At 63.7% G+C, this 19,509-nt stretch carries 18 protein-coding genes; 3 read left to right on the top strand and 15 right to left on the bottom strand.

What is annotated here, in order from left to right; translation table 11 throughout:
• Positions 1-191 precede the first annotated feature (191 nt).
• From AC04SH_RS30005 to AC04SH_RS30075, 15 genes are all read right to left on the bottom strand, one after another.
• The gene (locus AC04SH_RS30005) at positions 192-575 is read right to left on the bottom strand and encodes a response regulator (protein ID WP_488577688.1); all 384 of its coding nucleotides are present in this window, start codon (positions 573-575) and stop codon (positions 192-194) included.
• On the bottom strand, positions 568-1,620 hold the full coding sequence (locus AC04SH_RS30010) for an HWE histidine kinase domain-containing protein (RefSeq protein ID WP_488577689.1): 1,053 nt from the start codon (positions 1,618-1,620) through the stop codon (positions 568-570). Before AC04SH_RS30010 ends, AC04SH_RS30005 begins: the two co-directional genes overlap by 8 nt.
• An 81-nt stretch (positions 1,621-1,701) precedes the next feature.
• Positions 1,702-2,772: a sensor histidine kinase gene (locus tag AC04SH_RS30015; protein ID WP_488577690.1), complete on the bottom strand. Its 1,071-nt coding sequence runs from the start codon at positions 2,770-2,772 to the stop codon at positions 1,702-1,704.
• Positions 2,773-3,558: 786 nt separating this feature from the next.
• A complete protein-coding gene (locus tag AC04SH_RS30020) occupies positions 3,559-4,389 on the bottom strand; it encodes a metal ABC transporter permease (protein ID WP_352560725.1) in 831 nt (276 codons plus the stop codon).
• A complete protein-coding gene (locus tag AC04SH_RS30025; RefSeq protein ID WP_488577691.1) occupies positions 4,373-5,167 on the bottom strand; it encodes a metal ABC transporter ATP-binding protein in 795 nt (264 codons plus the stop codon). The genes AC04SH_RS30020 and AC04SH_RS30025 overlap by 17 nt, the downstream gene beginning before the upstream one ends.
• 26 nt (positions 5,168-5,193) lie before the next feature.
• Complete coding sequence (locus tag AC04SH_RS30030; protein WP_488577692.1) at positions 5,194-6,075, bottom strand: metal ABC transporter solute-binding protein, Zn/Mn family; 882 nt, start codon at positions 6,073-6,075, stop codon at positions 5,194-5,196.
• Positions 6,076-6,503: 428 nt separating this feature from the next.
• A complete protein-coding gene (locus AC04SH_RS30035; protein ID WP_488577693.1) occupies positions 6,504-7,382 on the bottom strand; it encodes an intradiol ring-cleavage dioxygenase in 879 nt (292 codons plus the stop codon).
• A gap of 5 nt (positions 7,383-7,387) precedes the next feature.
• A complete protein-coding gene (locus AC04SH_RS30040) occupies positions 7,388-9,142 on the bottom strand; it encodes an FAD-dependent oxidoreductase (protein WP_488577694.1) in 1,755 nt (584 codons plus the stop codon).
• Positions 9,135-10,223 (bottom strand): branched-chain amino acid ABC transporter permease, encoded by a 1,089-nt coding sequence (locus AC04SH_RS30045; RefSeq protein ID WP_488577695.1) that lies wholly within the window; start codon positions 10,221-10,223, stop codon positions 9,135-9,137. The genes AC04SH_RS30040 and AC04SH_RS30045 overlap by 8 nt, the downstream gene beginning before the upstream one ends.
• Positions 10,224-10,227: 4 nt before the next feature.
• Complete coding sequence (locus AC04SH_RS30050; RefSeq protein ID WP_488577696.1) at positions 10,228-11,094, bottom strand: branched-chain amino acid ABC transporter permease; 867 nt, start codon at positions 11,092-11,094, stop codon at positions 10,228-10,230.
• 232 nt (positions 11,095-11,326) lie between these two features.
• Complete coding sequence (locus AC04SH_RS30055) at positions 11,327-12,028, bottom strand: ABC transporter ATP-binding protein (RefSeq protein WP_488577697.1); 702 nt, start codon at positions 12,026-12,028, stop codon at positions 11,327-11,329.
• Positions 12,028-12,747, bottom strand: coding sequence for an ABC transporter ATP-binding protein (locus tag AC04SH_RS30060; protein WP_488577698.1), 720 nt, complete (start codon positions 12,745-12,747; stop codon positions 12,028-12,030). Before AC04SH_RS30060 ends, AC04SH_RS30055 begins: the two co-directional genes overlap by 1 nt.
• Before the next feature lie 3 nt (positions 12,748-12,750).
• Positions 12,751-14,025, bottom strand: a complete 1,275-nt coding sequence (locus AC04SH_RS30065) for an ABC transporter substrate-binding protein (protein ID WP_488577699.1) — start codon at positions 14,023-14,025, stop codon at positions 12,751-12,753.
• A 22-nt stretch (positions 14,026-14,047) separates the two neighbouring features.
• Positions 14,048-15,109 (bottom strand): maleylacetate reductase, encoded by a 1,062-nt coding sequence (locus tag AC04SH_RS30070; protein ID WP_488577700.1) that lies wholly within the window; start codon positions 15,107-15,109, stop codon positions 14,048-14,050.
• Positions 15,106-15,963, bottom strand: a complete 858-nt coding sequence (locus AC04SH_RS30075; RefSeq protein WP_488577701.1) for a dioxygenase family protein — start codon at positions 15,961-15,963, stop codon at positions 15,106-15,108. The genes AC04SH_RS30070 and AC04SH_RS30075 overlap by 4 nt, the downstream gene beginning before the upstream one ends.
• 89 nt (positions 15,964-16,052) lie before the next feature.
• Between AC04SH_RS30075 and AC04SH_RS30080 the strand changes: the two genes are divergently transcribed.
• The 3 genes from AC04SH_RS30080 (at position 16,053) to AC04SH_RS30090 (ending at position 19,504) form a co-directional block, all read left to right on the top strand.
• Positions 16,053-17,003, top strand: coding sequence for a LysR family transcriptional regulator (locus AC04SH_RS30080; RefSeq protein WP_488577702.1), 951 nt, complete (start codon positions 16,053-16,055; stop codon positions 17,001-17,003).
• Between the two features lie 109 nt (positions 17,004-17,112).
• On the top strand, positions 17,113-17,865 hold the full coding sequence (locus tag AC04SH_RS30085; RefSeq protein WP_488577703.1) for a class I SAM-dependent methyltransferase: 753 nt from the start codon (positions 17,113-17,115) through the stop codon (positions 17,863-17,865).
• Between the two features lie 100 nt (positions 17,866-17,965).
• On the top strand, positions 17,966-19,504 hold the full coding sequence (locus AC04SH_RS30090) for a winged helix-turn-helix domain-containing tetratricopeptide repeat protein (RefSeq protein WP_477343229.1): 1,539 nt from the start codon (positions 17,966-17,968) through the stop codon (positions 19,502-19,504).
• Positions 19,505-19,509: the final 5 nt, after the last annotated feature.

A 19,509-nucleotide genomic window follows, 5' to 3' on the forward strand; every position in this document is an offset into this window, starting at 1 on the left:
ATGCTGTTCATGACGGCCCGCCTTTTTCTTGAGCTGCGGCAAAACGATTGCCACTCAATACAAACGGCCGCGCGGCGTTCTTGTTCCAGCCAGAGGCGCTCGCGGCAGAAATACTTGCCTTCCTGCGGTCCACCTGGCTCTATCCGCCAGGCGCAATGGCCTGACAGCCGGCAAAACAATTGCTCCCATAGTCAGGGAGCAAGAAGGTGGTCGAGTTTTGCGGTCAATTCGTCAAAGCTGAACGGCTTGCGAAGCACGCCACGATTGCTGAAGCCTTCGCGCATGTCGTGATCGTTGTTGCCGGTCGAGTAGATGAACGGCACGCCATGCTTGGCAAGCGCGTCGGCCACAGTGTGGCTGTCGTCGCCATCCAGATTCATGTCCAGCATGGCGGCGTCGAAGACCTGCGCTTCGATCAGGGCGATTGCCTTGTCGATCGTCGCGGCTGAGGTCAGGGATTCGCAGCCAAGGTCGCCCAGCATGTCCTCGATCATCATCAGGACCAGAATTTCATCCTCGACAACGAGGAGGCGACGGCCAGAAAGAAGCTTATGTCCAGACAGGAGTTTATCCATCGCGTGATCCCGGTACCGGAATGTTCATCGTGCAAATCAACCCATCCGGACGATAGTCGAGTTGCACAGTGCCTTCGAGTTCGTGGGTCAGGCCGCGCTCGATCACACGCGAGCCGAACCCTTTTCGCAGCGGCTGCGCAACCGGCGGCCCGTCCTTCTCTCGCCAGGAAAGGACCAGCAATCGGCCATCGGGCGTCGGCTCGATCGTCCAGTCGATCCGGATCGAACCCTTGTCATTGGAAAACGCGCCGTATTTCACCGCGTTGGTTGCGAGTTCGTTGAAGGCGATGCCAAGCGCCAGGGCCGCTTTGGTCGAGAGGCGAATGTTCTCGCCTGAAATCACCAGGCGCTCCGCCTGGCCGTCACTGACCCCGAACGGTTCCAGGGCATCGTGCAGCACGTCAAGCAGCCCGGCGCTGTGCCAATTTTCACGGGTCAGCAAATTATGCGACCGGGAGAGCGCAAACAACCTGGACTCGACGGCTTCGCGGATCGCCCGCGGGTCGGAATTGGCGCGCGACGCCTGCCAGACGATCGACTGAACCGTTGCGAGCGTGTTCTTGACGCGGTGGTTCAGCTCTTCGATCAGCATTTTGGACTGCGCCTGCTCCTCCTTGTGTTTGGTCAGATCGACGAAGGAGGTAAAATACTGGACGATGGCGCCGCTCTCGTCCCGCACAGGACTGGCGAAAAGGCCCGCCCAGAATTCGCTGTCATCCTTGCGCCGGTAAAGGATTTCCGTGCCCGACTGGGCATTGGCTTCGAATTCGATCTTGATGCGTTTCAGCGCCCCGGCGTCGGTGGCGTCCGCCATCAGGAAATTGAAGGGCTGGCCAAGGACCTCTTCCCTGGCGTATCCGGTCAAGGCGAGGAAGGCGTCATTGGCAAAAATGATCGGATTGCCGCGTTCCTTTGCATCGGTGAAAACCATCGCCATTCGTGTCGTCTCGGCGGCAACCACGAACGGGCCGAGGTCGTCGTGAAAGCCCTCGACCTCGGCTTCGGCATCCTTCTGCTCTTCGGACTTGGCAACTATCTGCGACATATCGGCTATCGATCCGGCCTTTGGTGGAATTAAATCTGATGGCGAAGCTGAGCCAAGGCTCCCGCTACCGGGTGGACCGCGCTACGCCGCGCGCGGCACCCGCGAGATGAACGTCGCCCTGGTCACCGACACGCTGGTGCCGTTGCTGTCGCTGATGACCTCGATCTTGGCTTCGAGTTGCTTGACCAGCGCCTCGACGATGGCTGTTCCCAGGCCCGCACTGGCGACAATGGTGGCGGGCTTGCCGGCGCCGTTGTCGGACACAGTCAGCTTCCAGTCACTGCCATCGGTCTCGTAGGAGACCTGGATCAGCGCCTTGGCCTTCTCCATCGGGAAGGCATATTTGATCGCATTGAGAACGAGCTCGGTGACGATCAGGCCGAGGCTCACTGCCTTTTGCGAATCGATCCTGCCGCCTTGCGCCGTGACGTTGACCTCGATCGGCTGGACATCGCCGACCATGGACGAGGCCAGGCTGCTGCACAGCTTCGACAGATAGGACACGACATCGATCTCTTCGAGCCCGGCCTCTGTGTGGAGATGGCGCTGCACTTCGGCCACCGACAGCACCCGCTGATGCGCATCCCTCAGATGCTGGCGGGTTTCCTCCGAGGTGACCGAGCGCGCCTTCAGCAAAAGGATGCTGGCGATGATCTGCAGGCTGTTGGCGACCCGGTGCTCCATCTCGCGCAGCAGCACATCCTTCTGCCGCAGCAATTCTTCGGTGCGGGCAAGCAGCTCCTCCTTTTCCTTCTCGATGGAACGGCGGGCCGTGATGTCGTTGAAGGCAAGCAGGATGGTTATGACCGAACTGTGATCGTAGAGCACCTTGCGCGCGTTCAGCAGCATGGTGCGGTGGCCGATGGTGGGGAAATCATGGGAAACCTCGAAGCCGTCCATGGCGGTCTTCTCGGGGATGATCGTCTCCAGGAGCACGCGCAGTGCCGGAATATCCCATTGGCCGTCGCCGAGCGCATAGAGCAGGGCGCCATGCGTCTGTTCGGGGTCGACCTTGAAGGTCTGATAGAAGGAGCGGCTGGCCGCCAGCACATGAAACTGCTCGTCGAGCACGAGGAACGGTTCGACAATCGTATTGACGATCGCCTGCGCAAGCGTCTGCGCGTCCTCGATATTCGCGATGGGATGGAACAAGGCTCAAAGCCGATCTGGAGGCGCTTTCGCCTCCGTTCAACCTCTTCTTTACACCATTGCCGGGCCGGAGTCGCGAATTGAATCGATCCCAGCCGGTGCCGACGCGATGTTGTGATCTCCTTGCGCAGCCGCCAGCGTCCCCCTCATCCCGTCGGGAAGAGGAGGACGTAGCAAAGCGAATATCGGTTAAAGGGGGCGTCACCTCGTTCGCTTCGAACCGATGCGGATCGAAAAGCTGAGACGATGGCGTTCTGCGGTGCCTTGTCGATGAGGTCGCCTGCCAGGATCGCCGCACCGCTGCCGGGCGACCTTGCCGATTGTCAGCCAAGAGCGAGCGGCGCACTCTACTGAGTGCATGCCGCCCGTCCGGCGCCGGGCCGTCAATGCTGTTGTAACGAAACCCCCCAGCCCCGTTCAACCGCCACGGCCATGGCGTGACCCATGGCTTGGTATACGCATGCACCCCCGCGGTCTGTCAACGCCCGTCCAGAGGATGCCGGGAGGTCGATTTTGTGCCTCCCGGCTGGCTTTTCGGCAACTGCCCGGAGGCGATCTGCCACGGCAAAAATCGTTGTAAGTGGCGGTTTTCCGGGCTTTCCCGCGGGTCGACAGTGGCGACGCCGGCGTCACTTCCGTTGCGATCTAGGCGCTTGAATCGATTTGCCTTTCCCGGCTGAAACGTTTCAGTAGGCTGGTTTTCAACCTGACTTTTTTTGGGTGTAATTCCCCAACGTCCGTTTTGGGCTTTGCTAGCCGGTCTGGCCGATCCGCCGCCCGGCATTGCAATCAGGGATTGCCATCGGCCAATCGCGCCTCCGGTGCGGCCGTCGAGCGCCGCGCCATGCCGCTGATGACATAGGCGGCAGCGCCCAGCGCCGTGATCCAGAAGCTGGTCGGCCAGTCGGTCAGGAAGGCGAGCGACAGGCTGATCCACGCAATGACGACGGCAAGCGCGATCGAGGCCAGCACGCCGGCGGCGACGCCGCTGGTCAGCCTGAGCGCGGTGGCGGCGGGCGCCACCATCAGCGCGAAGACCAGCAGCACACCGACGATCTGCACCGCCTCGGAGGTGGCGACGGCGACCAGCACCATGAACAGGGTCGAGACCAGGGTGATCGGCACGCCGCGCGCTTCGGCGAGTTCCGGCTGCAGGCTGGCGAACAGCAACGGCCGGGCGATCAGCACCAAAGCGGCGAGGATTGCCACCGCCAGCACCGCCAGCACGATGACGGTGCGCAGGCTGATGCCCAGCACATTGCCGAACAGCACGTTGGTCGCCTGCGAGGCGAAGGCGGTGTAGAAATGCAGAAACAGCAAGCCGAGACCCAGCGACAGCGTCAAAACGATGCCGATGGCGACGTCGCGATGCGCGCGTTCGCCGAGCAGTCCGATACCGATGCCGGCAGCGATCGTGAACACGGTGAGACCCAGAAACGGCGACAGCCCGATCAGGCCGGCACCGGTGGCGCCGGGAAAGCCGACATGGGAGAGCGCATGACCGGCGAAGGTTTGGCCCCTGAGCACGAGGAAATAGCCGACTGCGCCCGAAACGATGCCGACAATGGTGCAGGCATAGAAGGCGTTGCGCATGAATTCATAGTCAAAGATCGTGGACATGCGCCCCGCTTTCCAGTTCGACATCGTCGGCCATGACGAAGATACGTCCGGCGACCCGCACCACATTGATGTGCGTGCCATAAAGTTTCGACAGGACCGGGCCGCTGATGACCTCGTCGACGGAGCCGATCGCGGCCTTGCCATTGCCGAGATAGAGCACGCGGTCGACGGCGCGCAGCAGCGGGTTGATCTCGTGCGAGCAGAACAGCACGGCGATGCCGAGCCGCTCGCCGATCTCGTGCACCAGCTCGATGATCGCGCGCTGATGCGCCGCGTCGAGGCTGATCAGCGGCTCGTCGAGCAGAAGCAGTTGCGGATCGCCGATCAGCGATTGCGCGATCAGGATGCGCTGGCGCTCGCCGCCGGAAAGTTCGCCCAGCGGCCGCCGCGCGAGATCGGTTGCGCCAATCGCTTCGAGCGCTTTCCAGGCGGCTTCCTTCTCCGCAGCAGAAGCGACCGGCCAGCCCCAGCGATGCCCGCCGGCGGCACTCAGCACGAAGTCGAGGCCGCTGATGCCGACATCGCCAAGCGCGCGCCGCGCCTGCGGCATATAGCCGATTGCAGCGTTGCCGCGCGTCGGCGGTTTGCCGAGCACCGAGATGGCACCGCCGGCCGGCTTTATCAGGCCGAGTATGGCGCGCAGCATCGTCGTCTTGCCGGCGCCATTGGCGCCGAGCAGGCCGATAAAAGCGCCTTGCGGAATCGAAAAGGAGACGTCGGATAAAACCCGGCGTCCCCCATAGGTCAGCGTGACCTTGTCGAATTCAATTGCGTTCATTTAGTCACGTTTAGTGGCAGTCATGTTCATTGTGTGCGGGCTGCGAGCGCCTTCTGGACCGCGTCGATCTGGCCGCCGAACCAGGTCTGGATCGTCTGGCCCGCCGGTTCCGTCTCGGTGACGCCGATGACGGTGACCTTGTTCTGTTTTGCGATGTCGAGCAACCTTGTCGTTGCCTCGTCGGTCACCTGCGAATTGTAGAACAGGATCTTGGCCGAGCCGTCCTTCAGGCTGTTCTCGAATGCCGCCACCTGGGTGGCGCTCGGCTCCGCATCGTTCATCAAGGCCACCTGGAAATCGTAGTTCAGCATCTTGAGGCCGAGCGCTTCCGCCATGTAGCCGAAGACAGGCTCGGTGGCGGTCACCTCGGTGCCGGCGTAGGTCTTCTTGACGTCGGCGATTTCCTTGTCAATGGCCTCGAGCGAGGTCTGGAAGGCCTTCAGGTTCGCCTCGTAATGCACGGCATTGGTCGGATCGCGCTTGGCAAGATCGGCGCTCAGCGCCTTGGCGATGGCCGGCAGCGTCGCCGGGTCATACCAAAGATGCGGATTGTCGCCCGACTTCTTGCCGATCAGGTCGGCGGCAACGATGGTCGTGCGGTCTTTGCTTGTCGAGGCTGACAGCAGCTTGTCCATCCACGGATCGTAGTCGGCGCCGTTGTAGATGATGATCTTGGCGTCGGCGATGGTGCGCGCCGTCGACGGGCTGGTCTCGAACAGATGCGGATCGTCATCGGGATTGGCCAGGATGCTGGTGACCGTGACATTGCTGCCGCCGATCTGGCGGGCGAGGTCGCCATAGAAATTCTCGGCCGCCACGATGGTCAGCTTGTCTTCAGCGTGGGCGGCTGTGCCGGTCAGCAGCGGCACGGCAACCAGCAGCGCGGCGAGAAAGGGAATGGAACGCATCCTTGGTCTCCTTGCAGTCGGGAAGGCACGTCGCCGGAGCGCTGTCCGTGCCGTGTAATTGTATAACAGTAACAATATAACGTTTGCGTCGGAAATACGGCCGATGTCAATGGGCTTTTTCAGCGGCGCACTTTTTCGCGCGCACAAAAGCGTGAGCCGCCCGCGCCGATCAATCGATGCGCTGAACATCGATGTCGGAGCAATCGCATATCACTGGCGGAGCTTTGAGCTTTACGAGTACCCCCACCCTTGATCCCTCCCCACAAGGGGGAGGGAGACTCCCGCAGGCGCCGAATTCAGCAAATCGGAGAAGTTCAGTATTCGAATATGGCCAAAGAAGGCGCGCGGCAGCATTCCCTCCCCCTTGTGGGGAGGGTTAGGGTGGGGGTCCTCTTCGCAAGAATCTTTTATGCGATTGCCTTGGGAGGCTAGCCCCGCGCCAGCACGAAATCGTGCTCGACCTCCCAGAACGGGCCGGCAAATTCGAGGCTCTTCGCGCGCGCCGGATCGTCGATGCGCTTGAACTCGGCAAGCAGGCTTTCCTTCACGCCGAAAACCGCATCCGAATTGATGTAGGGATCGTCGGGATCGAAGATGTGGGTCGTGAGCGTCTCGAAACCGTCCGCCTTGAGGATGTAGTGCAGATGTGCCGGACGGTAGGGATGGCGTCCGAGCGCATCGAGCAGTTTGCCGACCGTGCCGTCAGCCGGGATCGGGTAGAATTTCGGTTTTACCGCGCGGAACCAGTAGCGGCCGTCGGCCCCGGTCCGAAAGACGCCGCGCAAATTGAAGTCGGGCTGGATGCCCTTCTGCTGCACGTCATAAAAACCTTCGTCATTGGCTTGCCAGACATCGAGCACGGCGTCTGCAATCGGCCTGCCTTCGGTGTCGAGGATGCGGCCATGGATGAACATGTCCTCGCCCTTCTGGTCGAGGCAGATGTTGGCGCCCATCGGCAGTTCCGGCGCATCGGCAATGTGGAAGGGGCCAAGCACTGTCGACTCGGAGGCGCCTGACGGTTTGCGGTTGTTGATGGCGTCGACCAGCATCGACACACCGAGCATGTCGGAGAGCAGGATGAACTCCTGCCGCCATTCAGTGGAGAGCTGACCGGTTTTCGTCAGGAACATGATCGCCTCGAACCATTCCTCCTGCGTCGGCTCGATCTCCTTCACCGCCTCATGCAGCTTGCGCGTGATGACCTCCATCACCGCCTTCAGCCGTTCGTCCTTGGCGTTCTTGTTGCGGCCGGTGACGACCTCGACCGAGTTTGCTTCGGTGAAGAAGCCTTTTTCGTGCGCTTCCATATCTCTCACCTGTCCAGAATTGATGTCAGGGCTTTGCGCAGATCGATCGTCGGATCGCTGCTGATAGCATCCTTGCGCCAGCCGACATGCTGATCCGGGCGGACCAGCAGCACGCCGCTGTCGCGGATCTCGCGGGCGCGCGCCCAGTCGCCGGAAAAATCCTGCCAGGGCCGGCGCGGGCCGACGAGGTGGCCGGTGATGTCGATGCCCAGTTCCTTGCCCACCGCCTTGGCAGCGTCGAGCCAGCCCTGGCCGCCAATGCCGGTCAGCACGGTGAATTTGCCGTGGCCGGTCAGGTCGAGCGTCGAGGCCTTGTCACCTTTGTCGGAATGCACCCAGACATGCGGCAGCCGCGCGCCGGGCCAGGAGGTCGGCTGGTAGTGTAACTCCGCGTCCTTTTCGAAGGCCGGTTCCTTCTGACCGTCGCTGACGATGGCGTTCGACTTGTACCGCTGGTTCATCTCGACGCCATGAGCGTCGAACTCGTAGACCTTGGCGGCGATGGTCTCGCGGATTTTTGCCCGCTGCGCTTCGGCTGCCGGCGTGTTGTCGCAGCGTGCATCCATGTTCGACTGCATCTTCACCGGGTCGATGGAATCGAGCAGGCCGAGCGCCTTGAAGATCGGGCCGAATTCCTCGATCGACTTGTTGGCGCGGGTGACGATCTGCTTGGCGACCGGCGCGCGCTCCTGCGAATAGCTGTCGAGCAGTTTTGGGCCGGCCTTGCCCTTGATGACATAAGCAAGCTTCCAGGCGAGGTTGAACCCATCCTGGATCGAGGTGTTGGAGCCCAGCCCGTTCGACGGCGGATGGCGATGGATGGCGTCGCCCATGCAGAACACGCGGCCTTTGGAGGTCTGCGTGGCGTACATGTTGTTGACCGTCCAGGTCGACACCGACTGGATTTCGATTTCGAGATCGGGATCGCCGACCAGATCGCGCGCGACCTTCTTGGCGAAGGCGTCGTCGACCTTGGGCGCCGGCTGGTTGATGTCGTAGCCCCAGACGATCAGCCACTCGTTCCACGGCCGGATCATGCGCACCAGGCCCATGCCGATGCCGCCGACATCGGCGCCCGGCTGCACCACCCAGTAGAGCACCGACGGGCGGTGGGCGACGTATTTCGACAGGTCCGCCTTGAACAGGATGTTCATCGACCCGCCGACGCCCATCTTGCCTTCGAACGGCAGGCCGGCATGTTCGGCGACCAGCGAATTGCCGCCATCGGCGCCAACCAGATACTTTGAGCGGATGGTGACGTCCTTGCCGGTCAGCCGGTCGCGGCAGGTGGTGGTGACGCCGTCGGCATCCTGCACGTGCGAGAGATACTCCATCGACATGCGCGCCTGCGTGCCGCGCGAACACGCTGTCTTGAACAGCAGCGGCTCCATAAAAGTCTGCGGCAGATCGTTCATGTGCGCGGGCGAGGAGAGCAGATGTTCGGCGCGGGACAGCGGATGCTTGCCCCAGCTGCGCATGCGGCCGATCTCCTCTCCAGCAAGCGAGGTGCAGAACACGTTCTCGCCCATCAGATCCTGCTCGGTGGCGTGCATATAGGCCTCGCCCTCGACATCCTTGCCGAGGTCGCGCAGCACTTCCATGGTGCGCTGGTTGGTGATGTGCGCGCGTGGCGTCGCGGCCAGCCAGCGATAACGGTTGATGACCATGTTCTCGACGCCATAGGTCGAGAGCAGCGCCGCGGTGGCCGAGCCTGCAGGCCCGGTGCCGATGGTCAGCACGTCGGTAGAAATGTCAGCCATGCGGCCCTCCCTTTTTGCTTGACGGTACAGATCCGCCGGTCAATCGGCGGCGGACCGGAAAAAGCTGGATGCCGGTGCGCTCGGCGAACAGGCCCCAAAGGCCGCGCGGCGCAAACAGCATGATGACGATGCCGATCAGCCCGAGGATCAAGAGATACCAGGAGCCGTAGTCGGCAAGCAGGTGTTGCAGGATGTAGAAGACGATGACGCCGATGATCGGCCCCTCGATGGTGCCGATGCCGCCAATGACGACAATGAAGATGACATAGGCCGTCCAGTCGACGACGGAGAAGGCGGCGTCGGGCGAAATGCGAGCCTTCTGTACATAAATCAGCGCGCCTGCCAGCCCGGTGCCGAACGCGGCTGCGAGATAGACCAAGGTCTTCATGCGTCGCGCGTCCACTCCAACCGAGCGCGCCGCTTCCTGATTGTCACGCACGGCGGCAAGCCCAAGCCCCTGTTTTGAACGCAGCAGGCGGTAGACGAGGCCGATCGTGGCGATGGCAAGCAGCAGCGCCAGCCAGTAGGTCAGGATGTCGCCAGCGCCGGAGGATTTGACGCCGAACAATTCGCCGACGAACTTGAGCGCCGGCATGTCGCGGGTTGCCTCGCGCGGCAAAGAGGTGCCGGTGCCGCCGCCCAGCATCTTCCATTGCGCCAGCGCCAGCCGCACCACTTCGGCGATAACCCAGCTGCCGATGGCGAAATAGGCGCCTTGCAGGCGAAACAGGAAGAAGGCGGTCGGGATGGCGAGCAGCGCGCTGGCAACGCCAGCAAGAAGAATGGCGATCAGCGGGTCGAGCCCGGCGAGGATGACGAGGGCAAACATGGCGTAGGCACCGAAACCGACAAAGGCCTGCTGTCCCACCGAGACCAGCCCGGCATAGCCGGCAAGCAGGTTCCAGTTCTGCGCCAGCACCAGCATGGTGAGGATGAAGAACAGGTCCTGCAACACACTGCGCGAGGCGAAGAGCGGCGCGGCGAAAGCGACGACGATGACGAGCGCGGCAACGAGGACGAAGGTCGAAGACGCTTTCGTTCGGGTCTCGATTTTCCACGCTGTGAGCGAAGTGTCCGCCATCCGCTCAATCCACCGCACGCGGAAACAGCCCGCGCGGCCTGACCAGCAGCACCAGCAGGAAAGCCAGATGGCCGGCGAGAATCTGCCATTCCGGGTTGATGGCGGCGCCAAAGGTCTGGGCGATGCCGATGACGATGCCGCCGGCGAGTGTCCCCCATAGCGATCCGAGGCCGCCGATGATGACCGCCTCGAAGGCATAGATCAGCCGCGCCGGGCCGATGGTCGGGTCGAAATTGGCGCGTGTGCCGAGATAGAGCGCGGCGATCGTCACCACCACCATGGCGATGCCGGTGGCGGTGGCAAAGATCCGCTTCGGCTGGATGCCCATCAGCCCGGCGGTGACCGGATCGTCCGAGGTGGCGCGAAAGGCGCGGCCGAGCGAGGTGCGGTAGAACAGCTGGTTGAGGCCGACAATCACTGCGACGGCCGAAGCCAGGGTTAGCAGCGGCATGACGCCGACATTGATCGGGCCGAGCGCAACGGACGCCGAGTCCAGTCCGCCAATCGGGATGCGGCGGCTGTCGGCGCTAAACCCTTCGAGCAGTCCGTTCTGGATAACGATCGACAGGCCGAAGGTGACCAGCAGCGGCGGCAGGATATCGGTTCCCAACGTGCGGTTGAGCAGGAAGAATTGCAGCGCCCAGCCGATGGCGAACATCACAGGCATCGCCACCAACGCCGCAACGAACGGATTGAGGCCAAGCGCCGAGACCAGCACCAGGATCAGGAAGGCGGCGAGCACGATAAGGTCGCCATGCGCCAGATTGACCAGCCGCATGATTCCGAAGACGAGACTCAAGCCGGCGGCGAAGAGCGCATAGAGGCCACCAAGCAAAATGCCCTGGACGATGGTGTCGAGCGCGCTGGTCATGGGTGCCGCCTCGACTCGCCTGCGCCGAGTTCCCGCCCACCCCCCTCTGGCCTGCCGGCCATCTCCCCCGCAAGGGGGGAGATCAGCAGCGTCTGCGCTGCCGCACATCTTGCAACGTAGGAGATTGGCGAAGGCCGCAGCGAAGTCCGATCTCCCCCCTTGCGGGGGAGATGGCCGGCAGGCCAGAGGGGGGTGGCTGGTCTCGACATAAACGATCTATCCATCACCGCCCTCAATGCCCAAAATACGCGGCGTGGATCTTTTCGCGCGTCAGCGCGGCCGGCACCCCAGACAGCGTGATCCGCCCCTCCATCATGCAGTAGACGCGGTCGGCGACCTTCAGCGCCTGGCCGATATCCTGTTCGACCACGACGATCGAAGCGCCGGCTGCGCGGATGCGCGGGAAGGCGGCGTAGATGTCCTTGATCACCACCGGCGCCAGGCCAAGGCTGATCTCGTCGCACAAAAGCACGCGCGGGTTGGACATCAGCGCCCTGCCAATTGCCACCATCTGCTGCTGGCCTCCCGACAGCGCGGTGCCCGGATTGTGGCGGCGCTCTCTCAGGATCGGGAAGAGATCGTAGACAGTGTCGAGGTTCCAATGTCCGTCGACCGCGCGGCCATAGCGGCCAATGAGCAGATTCTCCTCGACGCTGAGCGAGGGAAACAGCTTTCGCCCCTCCGGCACCATGGCGATGCCGAGCGCGACGACATCGGGCGCGGGCAGGGCGCCTATCTTCTCGCCTTCAAACACCACCGCATCCGGCCGGTTGATCAATATGCCTGAGATCGAGCGCATCAGCGTCGTCTTGCCGGCACCATTGGCGCCGATGATGGCAATCGTCTCGCCTTGGTCGAGAGCGATGTCGACGCCGAACAGCGCCTGGAAATCACCATAGCGCGCGGTCAGGTTTTTGGTCTCGAGCAGCGCCATCAGATTTCGATCCCGAGATAGATCTCGCGGACCTCGCGCGACGCCATGACGGTATCCGGCGCGCCCATGCCGATGATCTTGCCGAAGTTCAGCACCAGCAGCCGCTCGACCACCGAGTTCAGCGCGTGCAGCACATGCTCGATCCAGATGATCGACATGCCGCCCTTATGGATGCCTCTGATCGTGTCGACCAGCGTGCCGCATTCGCCCTCGGTCAGGCCACCGGCGATCTCGTCCAGCAGCAGCAGTCTTGGCTCGGTCGCCAATGCGCGGGCAAGCTCCAGCCGCTTGCGCTGCAGGAGGCTCAAGCCTCCGGCCGGATGGTTGGCGCGATCGATCAGTCCGGTCTCGACCAGGATCTCGGCGCAGCGCTCGCTGACCTCGGCTTCGGTCTTGCGCGCCCCGAAGGCGCCGGCAACCAGCAGGTTCTCGAACACGGTCAGTTTCTCGAAAGGCTGCGGGATCTGGAACGAGCGGCCGACGCCGGCAAAGCAACGCTGCATCGGCGGCAGCTTCGTCACGTCGCGACCATCGAAGGCGATGGTTCCGGCATCGGCCGAAATGTTGCCGGTGACTAGGTTGAACAGCGTCGACTTGCCGGCGCCGTTCGGGCCGATAATGCCAAGCGCCTCACCCTCGCCAAGCTCGAACGAAACCGCGTCGGCGACCGTGAGGGCGCCGAAGCGTTTCGAGACATTGGCAAGCGCGAGGACGGCCATGGCCTAGGCAATCGCTTCCATCTTGCCGCCGGTCGGGATGTTCGGCGCGGTCTTGTTGTCGGTGATGACGAGATCGTAACCGCCGCCATCCTTCAGCCGCCACTGCCCGCCGACCAGCGGCGTCTTGGCAATGTTCTTGGCGGCAAAGGGCGGCAGATTGGCGCCGTCCCAGGCGATCGGCCCAACCAGCGTGTCGAGCTTGGTCGCTGCGATCGCTGCGGCCACCTTGTCGGCGTCATCGGGCGCGCCTGCCCTCTTCATCACATCGACGGCAATCTCGAACAGGGCATGGACAAAACCGATCGGCTGCGTCCATTGGCGGCCGGTGGCCTTGGTGAAACCTTCGGCGACCTGCGCCGAGCTTTCGCCGGTCAGCGACGATTTGAACGGATGGTTCGGCGTCCACCAGACTTCCGACGACAGATTGTGGCCGGACTTGCCGAGCGCCTCGACCGATTGCGGGAACAGGATCGCCTTGCCGATCGACGCCACCTTGGGCGTAAAGCCTTGTTGCTTGGCCTGGTTCCAGAAGGTGGTGAAATCGGGCGGGATCATCACGCCGGTGATGATTTCGCAGGAGGCGCCCTTGAAGGCGTTGATCTGCGCCGAGAAGTCATCGGTCAGGTTCTGGTAGCGGCCGGTGTCGGTCAGGCCGTAGCCGCCCTTGGCGAGAACTGGCGGGAAGCCGACCGTGCCATCGCCCCACGCGTTGCCGTCGCCATCGTTGGGGAACAGGCCGCCGACTTTCTTGTTGGTCCCGACCTGCGCCCACATGTTGGTGAAGACGGCAATGACATCCTCCAGCCCCCAGAAGAAATGATAGGCATAGTTGAACGGCTTCCATGAGGCCGGGTCGCCGGGATTGCTTTGCTGGCCGATGAACCAGGGCTGCCAGGGCGCCACGGTCGACAGGCACGGCACCTCTTCGGCCTCGCAAGTGGTGGCGACCGGGTTGGTGGTCTCCGGCGTCGAGGCGACAAGCATCAGATTGACCTTGTCGTTGACGATCAATTCCTTGGCGACTTCCGCCGCGCGGTTCGGGTTCGACTGGCTGTCCTTGACCACGACCTCATAGTTGAGGCCGGAGGCCTTGGTGGCGGCGAGAAAGCCGTCAATGATGAATTTGTCGGCCTCGGCAAAGGCTGCCAGCGGGCCGGATTGCGGGCTGACATAGCCGAGCTTGACCGGCGCGTTCTGGGCGATCGCCGGCATCGGCAAGCCGCCGGCAAGCAGGCCGGTGGCGGCCGTGTTGCGGATGAATTCGCGTCTGGTAATCATGAATATTCCTCCCTTGTTGCCGTCAGTTCTGCGGTCGTCTTCCCTCCCACGCGTCCTGCAACAGGGCGCGGATTGTGGCGCGGTCGAAAGGCCGCGGATTCCAGTACGGATTTTTGGTCGCGATCTCGGCGGCGCGGTCGAGATCGTCCTGCTTGAGGCCGAGTTCTCTGAGCGTCAGCGGCGCGCCGACGGACGTCGCGAAATCGTGCAGACCACCGCCTGCGCTGCCGCCAAAGATATCGGCGACAGGCCTCAGCAGCTCGGGCACGGCAACAGCGTTGAAGCCGATCGTCTGCGGCAGCATCACCGCATGGGTCTCGGCATGCGGCATGTCGAAGGAGCCGCCCAGCGTGTGGCAGATCTTGTGATGCAGCGCCATGCCGACGGTGCCGAGCACCGTGCCGCACAGCCAGGCGCCGTAAAGCGCATCGCCACGTGCGTCGAGATTTCTAGGCTCCTTGACCAAGACCGGCAGCGCCGTCTTCAGCGCGCGCAGCCCTTCGGTCGCCATCAAGGTGGAGATCGGGTTGCGGTCCTGCGCGTAGAGTGCTTCGGCCGCATGCGCCATGGCGTTGAGGCCGGAGGTGACGCTCATCGCCACCGGCAGGCCGACAGTCAGCTCCGGATCGTAGATCACCACTTCCGGCAGGATCTTTGCGTCACGCACCGTAGTCTTTTCGCCGTGCTCGGTCTGGCCGAGGATCGGCGTTACTTCCGATCCGGCATAGGTGGTCGGGATGACGATCTGCGGCAGGTCGGTGCGCCAGGCGATCGCCTTGCCCAGACCTGTTGTCGAGCCGCCGCCCAGCGCGACGACGCAGTCGGCCTTGACCTCCTGTGCCTTCGCCATCGCTGCTTCGGTCACTTCGACCGGCGTGTGCATGGCTGCGCCCGAGAAGACGCCTGCGGCCAGTGATCCGATTTGCTTCGCCAGCGCCTCGCCGTCGGCCGCCTGGTGCGGTGTCGACAGCACCAGCGCACGTTTGCAGCCGAGCTTCTCGATCCACGCCGCAACCTGCGAGGACGCGCCATTGCCGAAGACGATATGCGCCGGGCTGCCGGAATAGGTGAACGTCCTTGTCATGCTGCCCGGCTCCCCTTGCGCGCCATCGCCAGAACAAAGGCGAAATCGAGCGACCAGCTTTCGCCGGCACGTTTGAAATCGCCGACCAGTTCCGGCTTGACGCCAAACAATGCGTCTTCGCAGAGATGCGGATCGCCGCCCTCGAACACTTGCGTGGTCAATGTCTCGAAGCCGTCGGCGCGGATGAGGAAATGGATATGCGCCGGGCGGTTGAGCGGATAGTTCAACTGCCCGAGCATCTGTCCGACCGGTCCGTCATCCGGCACGCCATAGCCGGCGGGCTTGACCGTGCGGTAGTGGAAGCGGCCTTCCTTGTCGGTGGTGAAGACGCCGCGCAGGTTGTTTTCCGGCTGCAAATCGGGCTGCTGGTTCTCGTAACAGCCTTGTGCGTTGGCTTGCCATGTCTCCACCGTCGCGCCGGCGATGGGCAGGCCATCGAGATCAGTCACTCGTCCCGTCACGGTCAGTGGTTTGCCGACACCGTCGAGCGAAATGTCAGCGCCGAGCGCCAGCCTTGGCGCATCGGCGCGATAGAAGGGGCCGCGGCCGGTGTTGGGCGTCGCGCCGTTCGGGCGGCGGGAGTTGATGTCCTCGACCAGTGCTGTGACGCCGAGCAGGTCCGACAGCAGCACCCATTCCTGGCGCTTGTCGTCGCTGGCATGGCCGACCTCGGTGAGGAAGGCGATGGCTTGGCGCCAATCGGCCGCGCTCGGCTGGGTTTCCCGGACGATCTGGTGGAGATGGTCGACAACGGTGGCGAGAAAACGCGGCAACGGCCCGGCCTTCGCCTTGAGCAGGCGCTGTGCAACCATCTCGGCCGAATTGGCCTCGCTGAACGACGGTATGCCGGACATGTTCCTCCCCGGTTTCATCTCAGGAGGACATTAACGCAGGCCAAAGACAAAGATGATGATTTCTTCCTGATTTAATATACCATATCGTTATGAAGCTCGATGAGAGGCATTTGATCCAACTGGCCGCCGTGGTGCAGGCGGGCGGCGTCACCGAAGGGGCTGCCCTCATCGGCCTGTCGCAGCCGGCTGTCTCGCGCACGCTGTCGATGCTGGAGAAGCGGCTGGGCGAGCCGCTGTTCCTCAAGGGACGCCGTCCCTTGCAGCCGACGCCGCTCGGCCGCGCGCTCGCCGATCATGGCCAGGTGATGCTGACGGCATCGCGCAAGGCCTCCGACATCGCCGCCAATTTCAGCCAGGGGCGTTCCGGCGTGGTGCGGGTCGGCGGCACGCCGTTCTTCATGGATGCACTGATCTCCGGCATGATCGCCGATTTCCAGAACGCCTTTCCGGACGTCCGCGTCGACCAGAGCTATGGCTATCTCTCCGACCTGCGCGCCGCCATCAATGCCGACCGCATCGACCTTGCCGTCTGCCCGATCGACATTCTCGAAGAGGGCTCAGGCATGGAGTTCCGCGAAATCCTGCCTGGCCGAAACGTCGTCGCCTGTCGCGCCACCCATCCGCTGTTGCTGCGGCGCAAGCTGAAAACCGGCGATCTGCTCGACTACCCCTGGATCGCGCCGCCGCCCGGCAGCCCGCTGCTGGAGGATTTGCGCAGCCTGCTTCTGTCGCTCGGCGCCACCGAGATAAAGATCCGATATTCCGGCGGCTCGCTGACCAGCGCCATCAACTACATGAAGGAGACCGACGCGCTGACGGTTTTGCCGCACAGCGTCGTCTTCGCCTTTCGCAAGGACAAGTCGATCACCGCACTTCCCGTCGCCATCCCGCATCCCGAGCGCGCGCTCGGCCTGCTGAGACGCGCCGACACGCCGCGCGCCCCTGCCGTCGATGCTTTCGCCAAGCACATCCGTCAGAGCTTCGACAATTTGAAACACCTGATCAAGCGCCATGAGCAGGCGGTGATCTGGGGGGCTTAGCCGCGGCTGGCTCTCACGCCAATTTCAGCCGGATTTCAGCCTGCGGTCAGGACGGTTGACCGGGATCCAGGCACCATGGCTGCATTCCACGTGGCTGAAGGATCACGCCATGACGCCCGCCGAAATCATGGCAGACGCGCACATCAAACACTGGGACGAGAACCATTCCCGCGGCTTCCTGGACAACGGGCGCTATTTCGTGCCGGAACGCGAGCGCCAGATCGAGATCATCGCCGACCTCATTCCGCAACCCGCGCCGGGCGGCCTGCTGGTGGAGCTGTGCTCGGGCGAAGGGCTGCTCAGCCGCGCGCTGCTGGAGCGCTTTGCCGACTGCCATGTCCTGGCGCTCGACGGCTCGGCCGAAATGCTGGAGCAGACGCGGCAAACCTGCCGCGACCATGCCGGCCGCCTGACCGCGGCCGCGTTCGAGCTGGCGGAGCGCGACTGGCGAGGTTTTGCCGAGCCGCCGCATGCCATCGTCTCCTCGCTCGCCATCCATCATCTCGACGGCCGCGAGAAGCGGACATTGTTTGCCGACCTTGCGGCGGCGCTTAGCCCCGGCGGGGTACTTATTGTGGCCGACATCGTGCGCCCGCCAAGCGCCAGCGGCCTCGCCATCGCCGCGCGGCAATGGGACGAGGCGGTGCGCGCCCGGGCGCTGGCGATCGACGGCGATCTTGCCGCCTTCGCCGAGTTCAATCGGCTGGGCTGGAATTACTTCCGCAACCCCGACGGCGAACCGATCGACAAGCCGTCCTCGCTGGCCGAGCAACTCACCTGGCTTGCGCAAGCGGGCTTCACTGAAGTCGACTGCGCCTGGCTGTTCGCCGGCCACGCCATCTTTAGCGGGCGTAAGCCTTGATGTCTTGGGGCGGGCGTGATGTCTTCGAGCATGCGACGGCCGTGACAGACTCCTAGCCGTCGCGCGGATCGAATTGGTTGACGTCTCCTCGAGGGGCGACATGACGACGTTCGAATTCTCCGGCCACAGGCTCGATCTGCACAGGGGCAGGCTGCAGAGGGGCGGGCACGACGTCGACCTGCGCGCCAAGTCGCTCTCGTTGCTCGTCTACCTCTTGGAAAATGCCGGCCGCGTCATCGGCAAGGACGAGTTGGTCAATGCGGTCTGGCCGAACATCGCCGTTTCCGACGATTCGCTTACCCAATGCATGAAGGACATCCGCAAGGCGCTCGGCGCCGAGGCCGATGGCCTGATCCGCACCGTGCTGCGGCGGGGCTATGTGATCGACGAGGAGCGCGTGCGCCGCCTCGAGGATCGGGTCGCGACCGGGAGCGGGGAGGGCAGCGCCGACGACAGGCCGTCGATCGCGGTGCTGCCTTTTGAGAATCTCAGCGGCGACCCGGCGCAGGACTATTTCGCTGACGGCATGGTCGACGAGATCACCACGGCACTGTCGCGCATGCGCTGGCTGTTCGTCATCGCCCGCAATTCGAGCTTCGCCTACAAGGGCGAGGCCGACGGCGTGAAACGGGCTGGAGCCGAACTCGGTGTGCGCTACGTGCTGACCGGCAGCGTCCGCAAGGCCGGCGATCACATCCGCCTCACCGGACAGCTCATCGACTCCGCTTCCGGCAAGACGATCTGGGCCGACCGCTACGACGGCATCATGGCCGATGTGTTCGACCTGCAGGACCGGCTTTCGGAGAGTGTCGTCGGCGCCATCCAGCCGTCCATCCTGTCGGCCGAGATCGAGCGTTCGCGGCGCAAGCGGCCGGAAAGCCTCGCCGCCTACGACTACGTGCTGCGCGCCTTTCCGCTCACCTGGTCGCTCGAGCGCGCGCAGAACGAGGAGGCCGGCACGCTGCTTGAACGTGCGATCGCGATCGAGCCGGATTACCCGCTGGCGCTTTCGCTGCTGGCCTGGTGCCATCTGCAGCGCGCGGGCTACCGCTGGACCGAAACGCCGGCCGCTTCCCGGGAGGAGGGCCTGCGCCTGGCGCAGAAGGGCGCGGCGCTCTCCGGCGACGACCCGATGGTGCTTGCCGTACTCGGCGCGGCGCATTCCTTTGCCCGCGAGTACGATGTCGCCGACATATATCTGGCGCGGGCGCGAGCGCTCGATCCGAATTCCGCCTGGGCCTGGCTGCGCAGCGCCTGGCTCGATGTCTATCGCGAGCGGCCCGAGGCGGCGATCGAGAAGTTCGAGCATTTCGAACGGCTGAGCCCGCGCGACCCGATGGGCTACATGGCCGAGATCGGCATCGGCGCCGCGCATTTCGTCGCCGCGCGCTATGACGAGGCGGTGGCGCTGACGCAGCGCGGCCTTAGCCAGCAGCCGGGCGCCTGGTGGGGACTGCGCCTGCTGGTCACGGCGCTGGTTCATGCCGGTCGCAAGGACGAGGCACGGCACGCTTGCCGCAGGCTCATGGAAACTTACCCGGGCCTCACCATTGCCAGGGTTGGCGACGCCTCGCCCTTCGACGCGGGCACGAGCGAACGCATCGCTGCCGGCCTGCGCGAGGCCGGCCTGCCGGACTGACCATG

This window comes from Mesorhizobium sp. CNPSo 4688 (assembly GCF_057784295.1).

What these genes read in the sequence shown, in the direction of transcription:
- AC04SH_RS30005 (WP_488577688.1), bottom strand. Translation starts at nt 575, where the DNA reads ATGGATAAACTCCTGTCTGGACATAAGCTTCTTTCTGGCCGTCGCCTC.
- AC04SH_RS30050 (WP_488577696.1), bottom strand. Translation starts at nt 11,094, where the DNA reads ATGACCAGCGCGCTCGACACCATCGTCCAGGGCATTTTGCTTGGTGGC.
- AC04SH_RS30040 (WP_488577694.1), bottom strand. Translation starts at nt 9,142, where the DNA reads ATGGCTGACATTTCTACCGACGTGCTGACCATCGGCACCGGGCCTGCA.
- AC04SH_RS30070 (WP_488577700.1), bottom strand. Translation starts at nt 15,109, where the DNA reads ATGACAAGGACGTTCACCTATTCCGGCAGCCCGGCGCATATCGTCTTC.
- AC04SH_RS30010 (WP_488577689.1), bottom strand. Translation starts at nt 1,620, where the DNA reads ATGTCGCAGATAGTTGCCAAGTCCGAAGAGCAGAAGGATGCCGAAGCC.
- AC04SH_RS30060 (WP_488577698.1), bottom strand. Translation starts at nt 12,747, where the DNA reads ATGGCCGTCCTCGCGCTTGCCAATGTCTCGAAACGCTTCGGCGCCCTC.
- AC04SH_RS30075 (WP_488577701.1), bottom strand. Translation starts at nt 15,963, where the DNA reads ATGTCCGGCATACCGTCGTTCAGCGAGGCCAATTCGGCCGAGATGGTT.
- AC04SH_RS30045 (WP_488577695.1), bottom strand. Translation starts at nt 10,223, where the DNA reads ATGGCGGACACTTCGCTCACAGCGTGGAAAATCGAGACCCGAACGAAA.
- AC04SH_RS30055 (WP_488577697.1), bottom strand. Translation starts at nt 12,028, where the DNA reads ATGGCGCTGCTCGAGACCAAAAACCTGACCGCGCGCTATGGTGATTTC.
- AC04SH_RS30085 (WP_488577703.1), top strand. Translation starts at nt 17,113, where the DNA reads ATGACGCCCGCCGAAATCATGGCAGACGCGCACATCAAACACTGGGAC.
- AC04SH_RS30020 (WP_352560725.1), bottom strand. Translation starts at nt 4,389, where the DNA reads ATGTCCACGATCTTTGACTATGAATTCATGCGCAACGCCTTCTATGCC.
- AC04SH_RS30030 (WP_488577692.1), bottom strand. Translation starts at nt 6,075, where the DNA reads ATGCGTTCCATTCCCTTTCTCGCCGCGCTGCTGGTTGCCGTGCCGCTG.
- AC04SH_RS30025 (WP_488577691.1), bottom strand. Translation starts at nt 5,167, where the DNA reads ATGAACGCAATTGAATTCGACAAGGTCACGCTGACCTATGGGGGACGC.
- AC04SH_RS30090 (WP_477343229.1), top strand. Translation starts at nt 17,966, where the DNA reads ATGACGACGTTCGAATTCTCCGGCCACAGGCTCGATCTGCACAGGGGC.
- AC04SH_RS30080 (WP_488577702.1), top strand. Translation starts at nt 16,053, where the DNA reads ATGAAGCTCGATGAGAGGCATTTGATCCAACTGGCCGCCGTGGTGCAG.
- AC04SH_RS30035 (WP_488577693.1), bottom strand. Translation starts at nt 7,382, where the DNA reads ATGGAAGCGCACGAAAAAGGCTTCTTCACCGAAGCAAACTCGGTCGAG.
- AC04SH_RS30065 (WP_488577699.1), bottom strand. Translation starts at nt 14,025, where the DNA reads ATGATTACCAGACGCGAATTCATCCGCAACACGGCCGCCACCGGCCTG.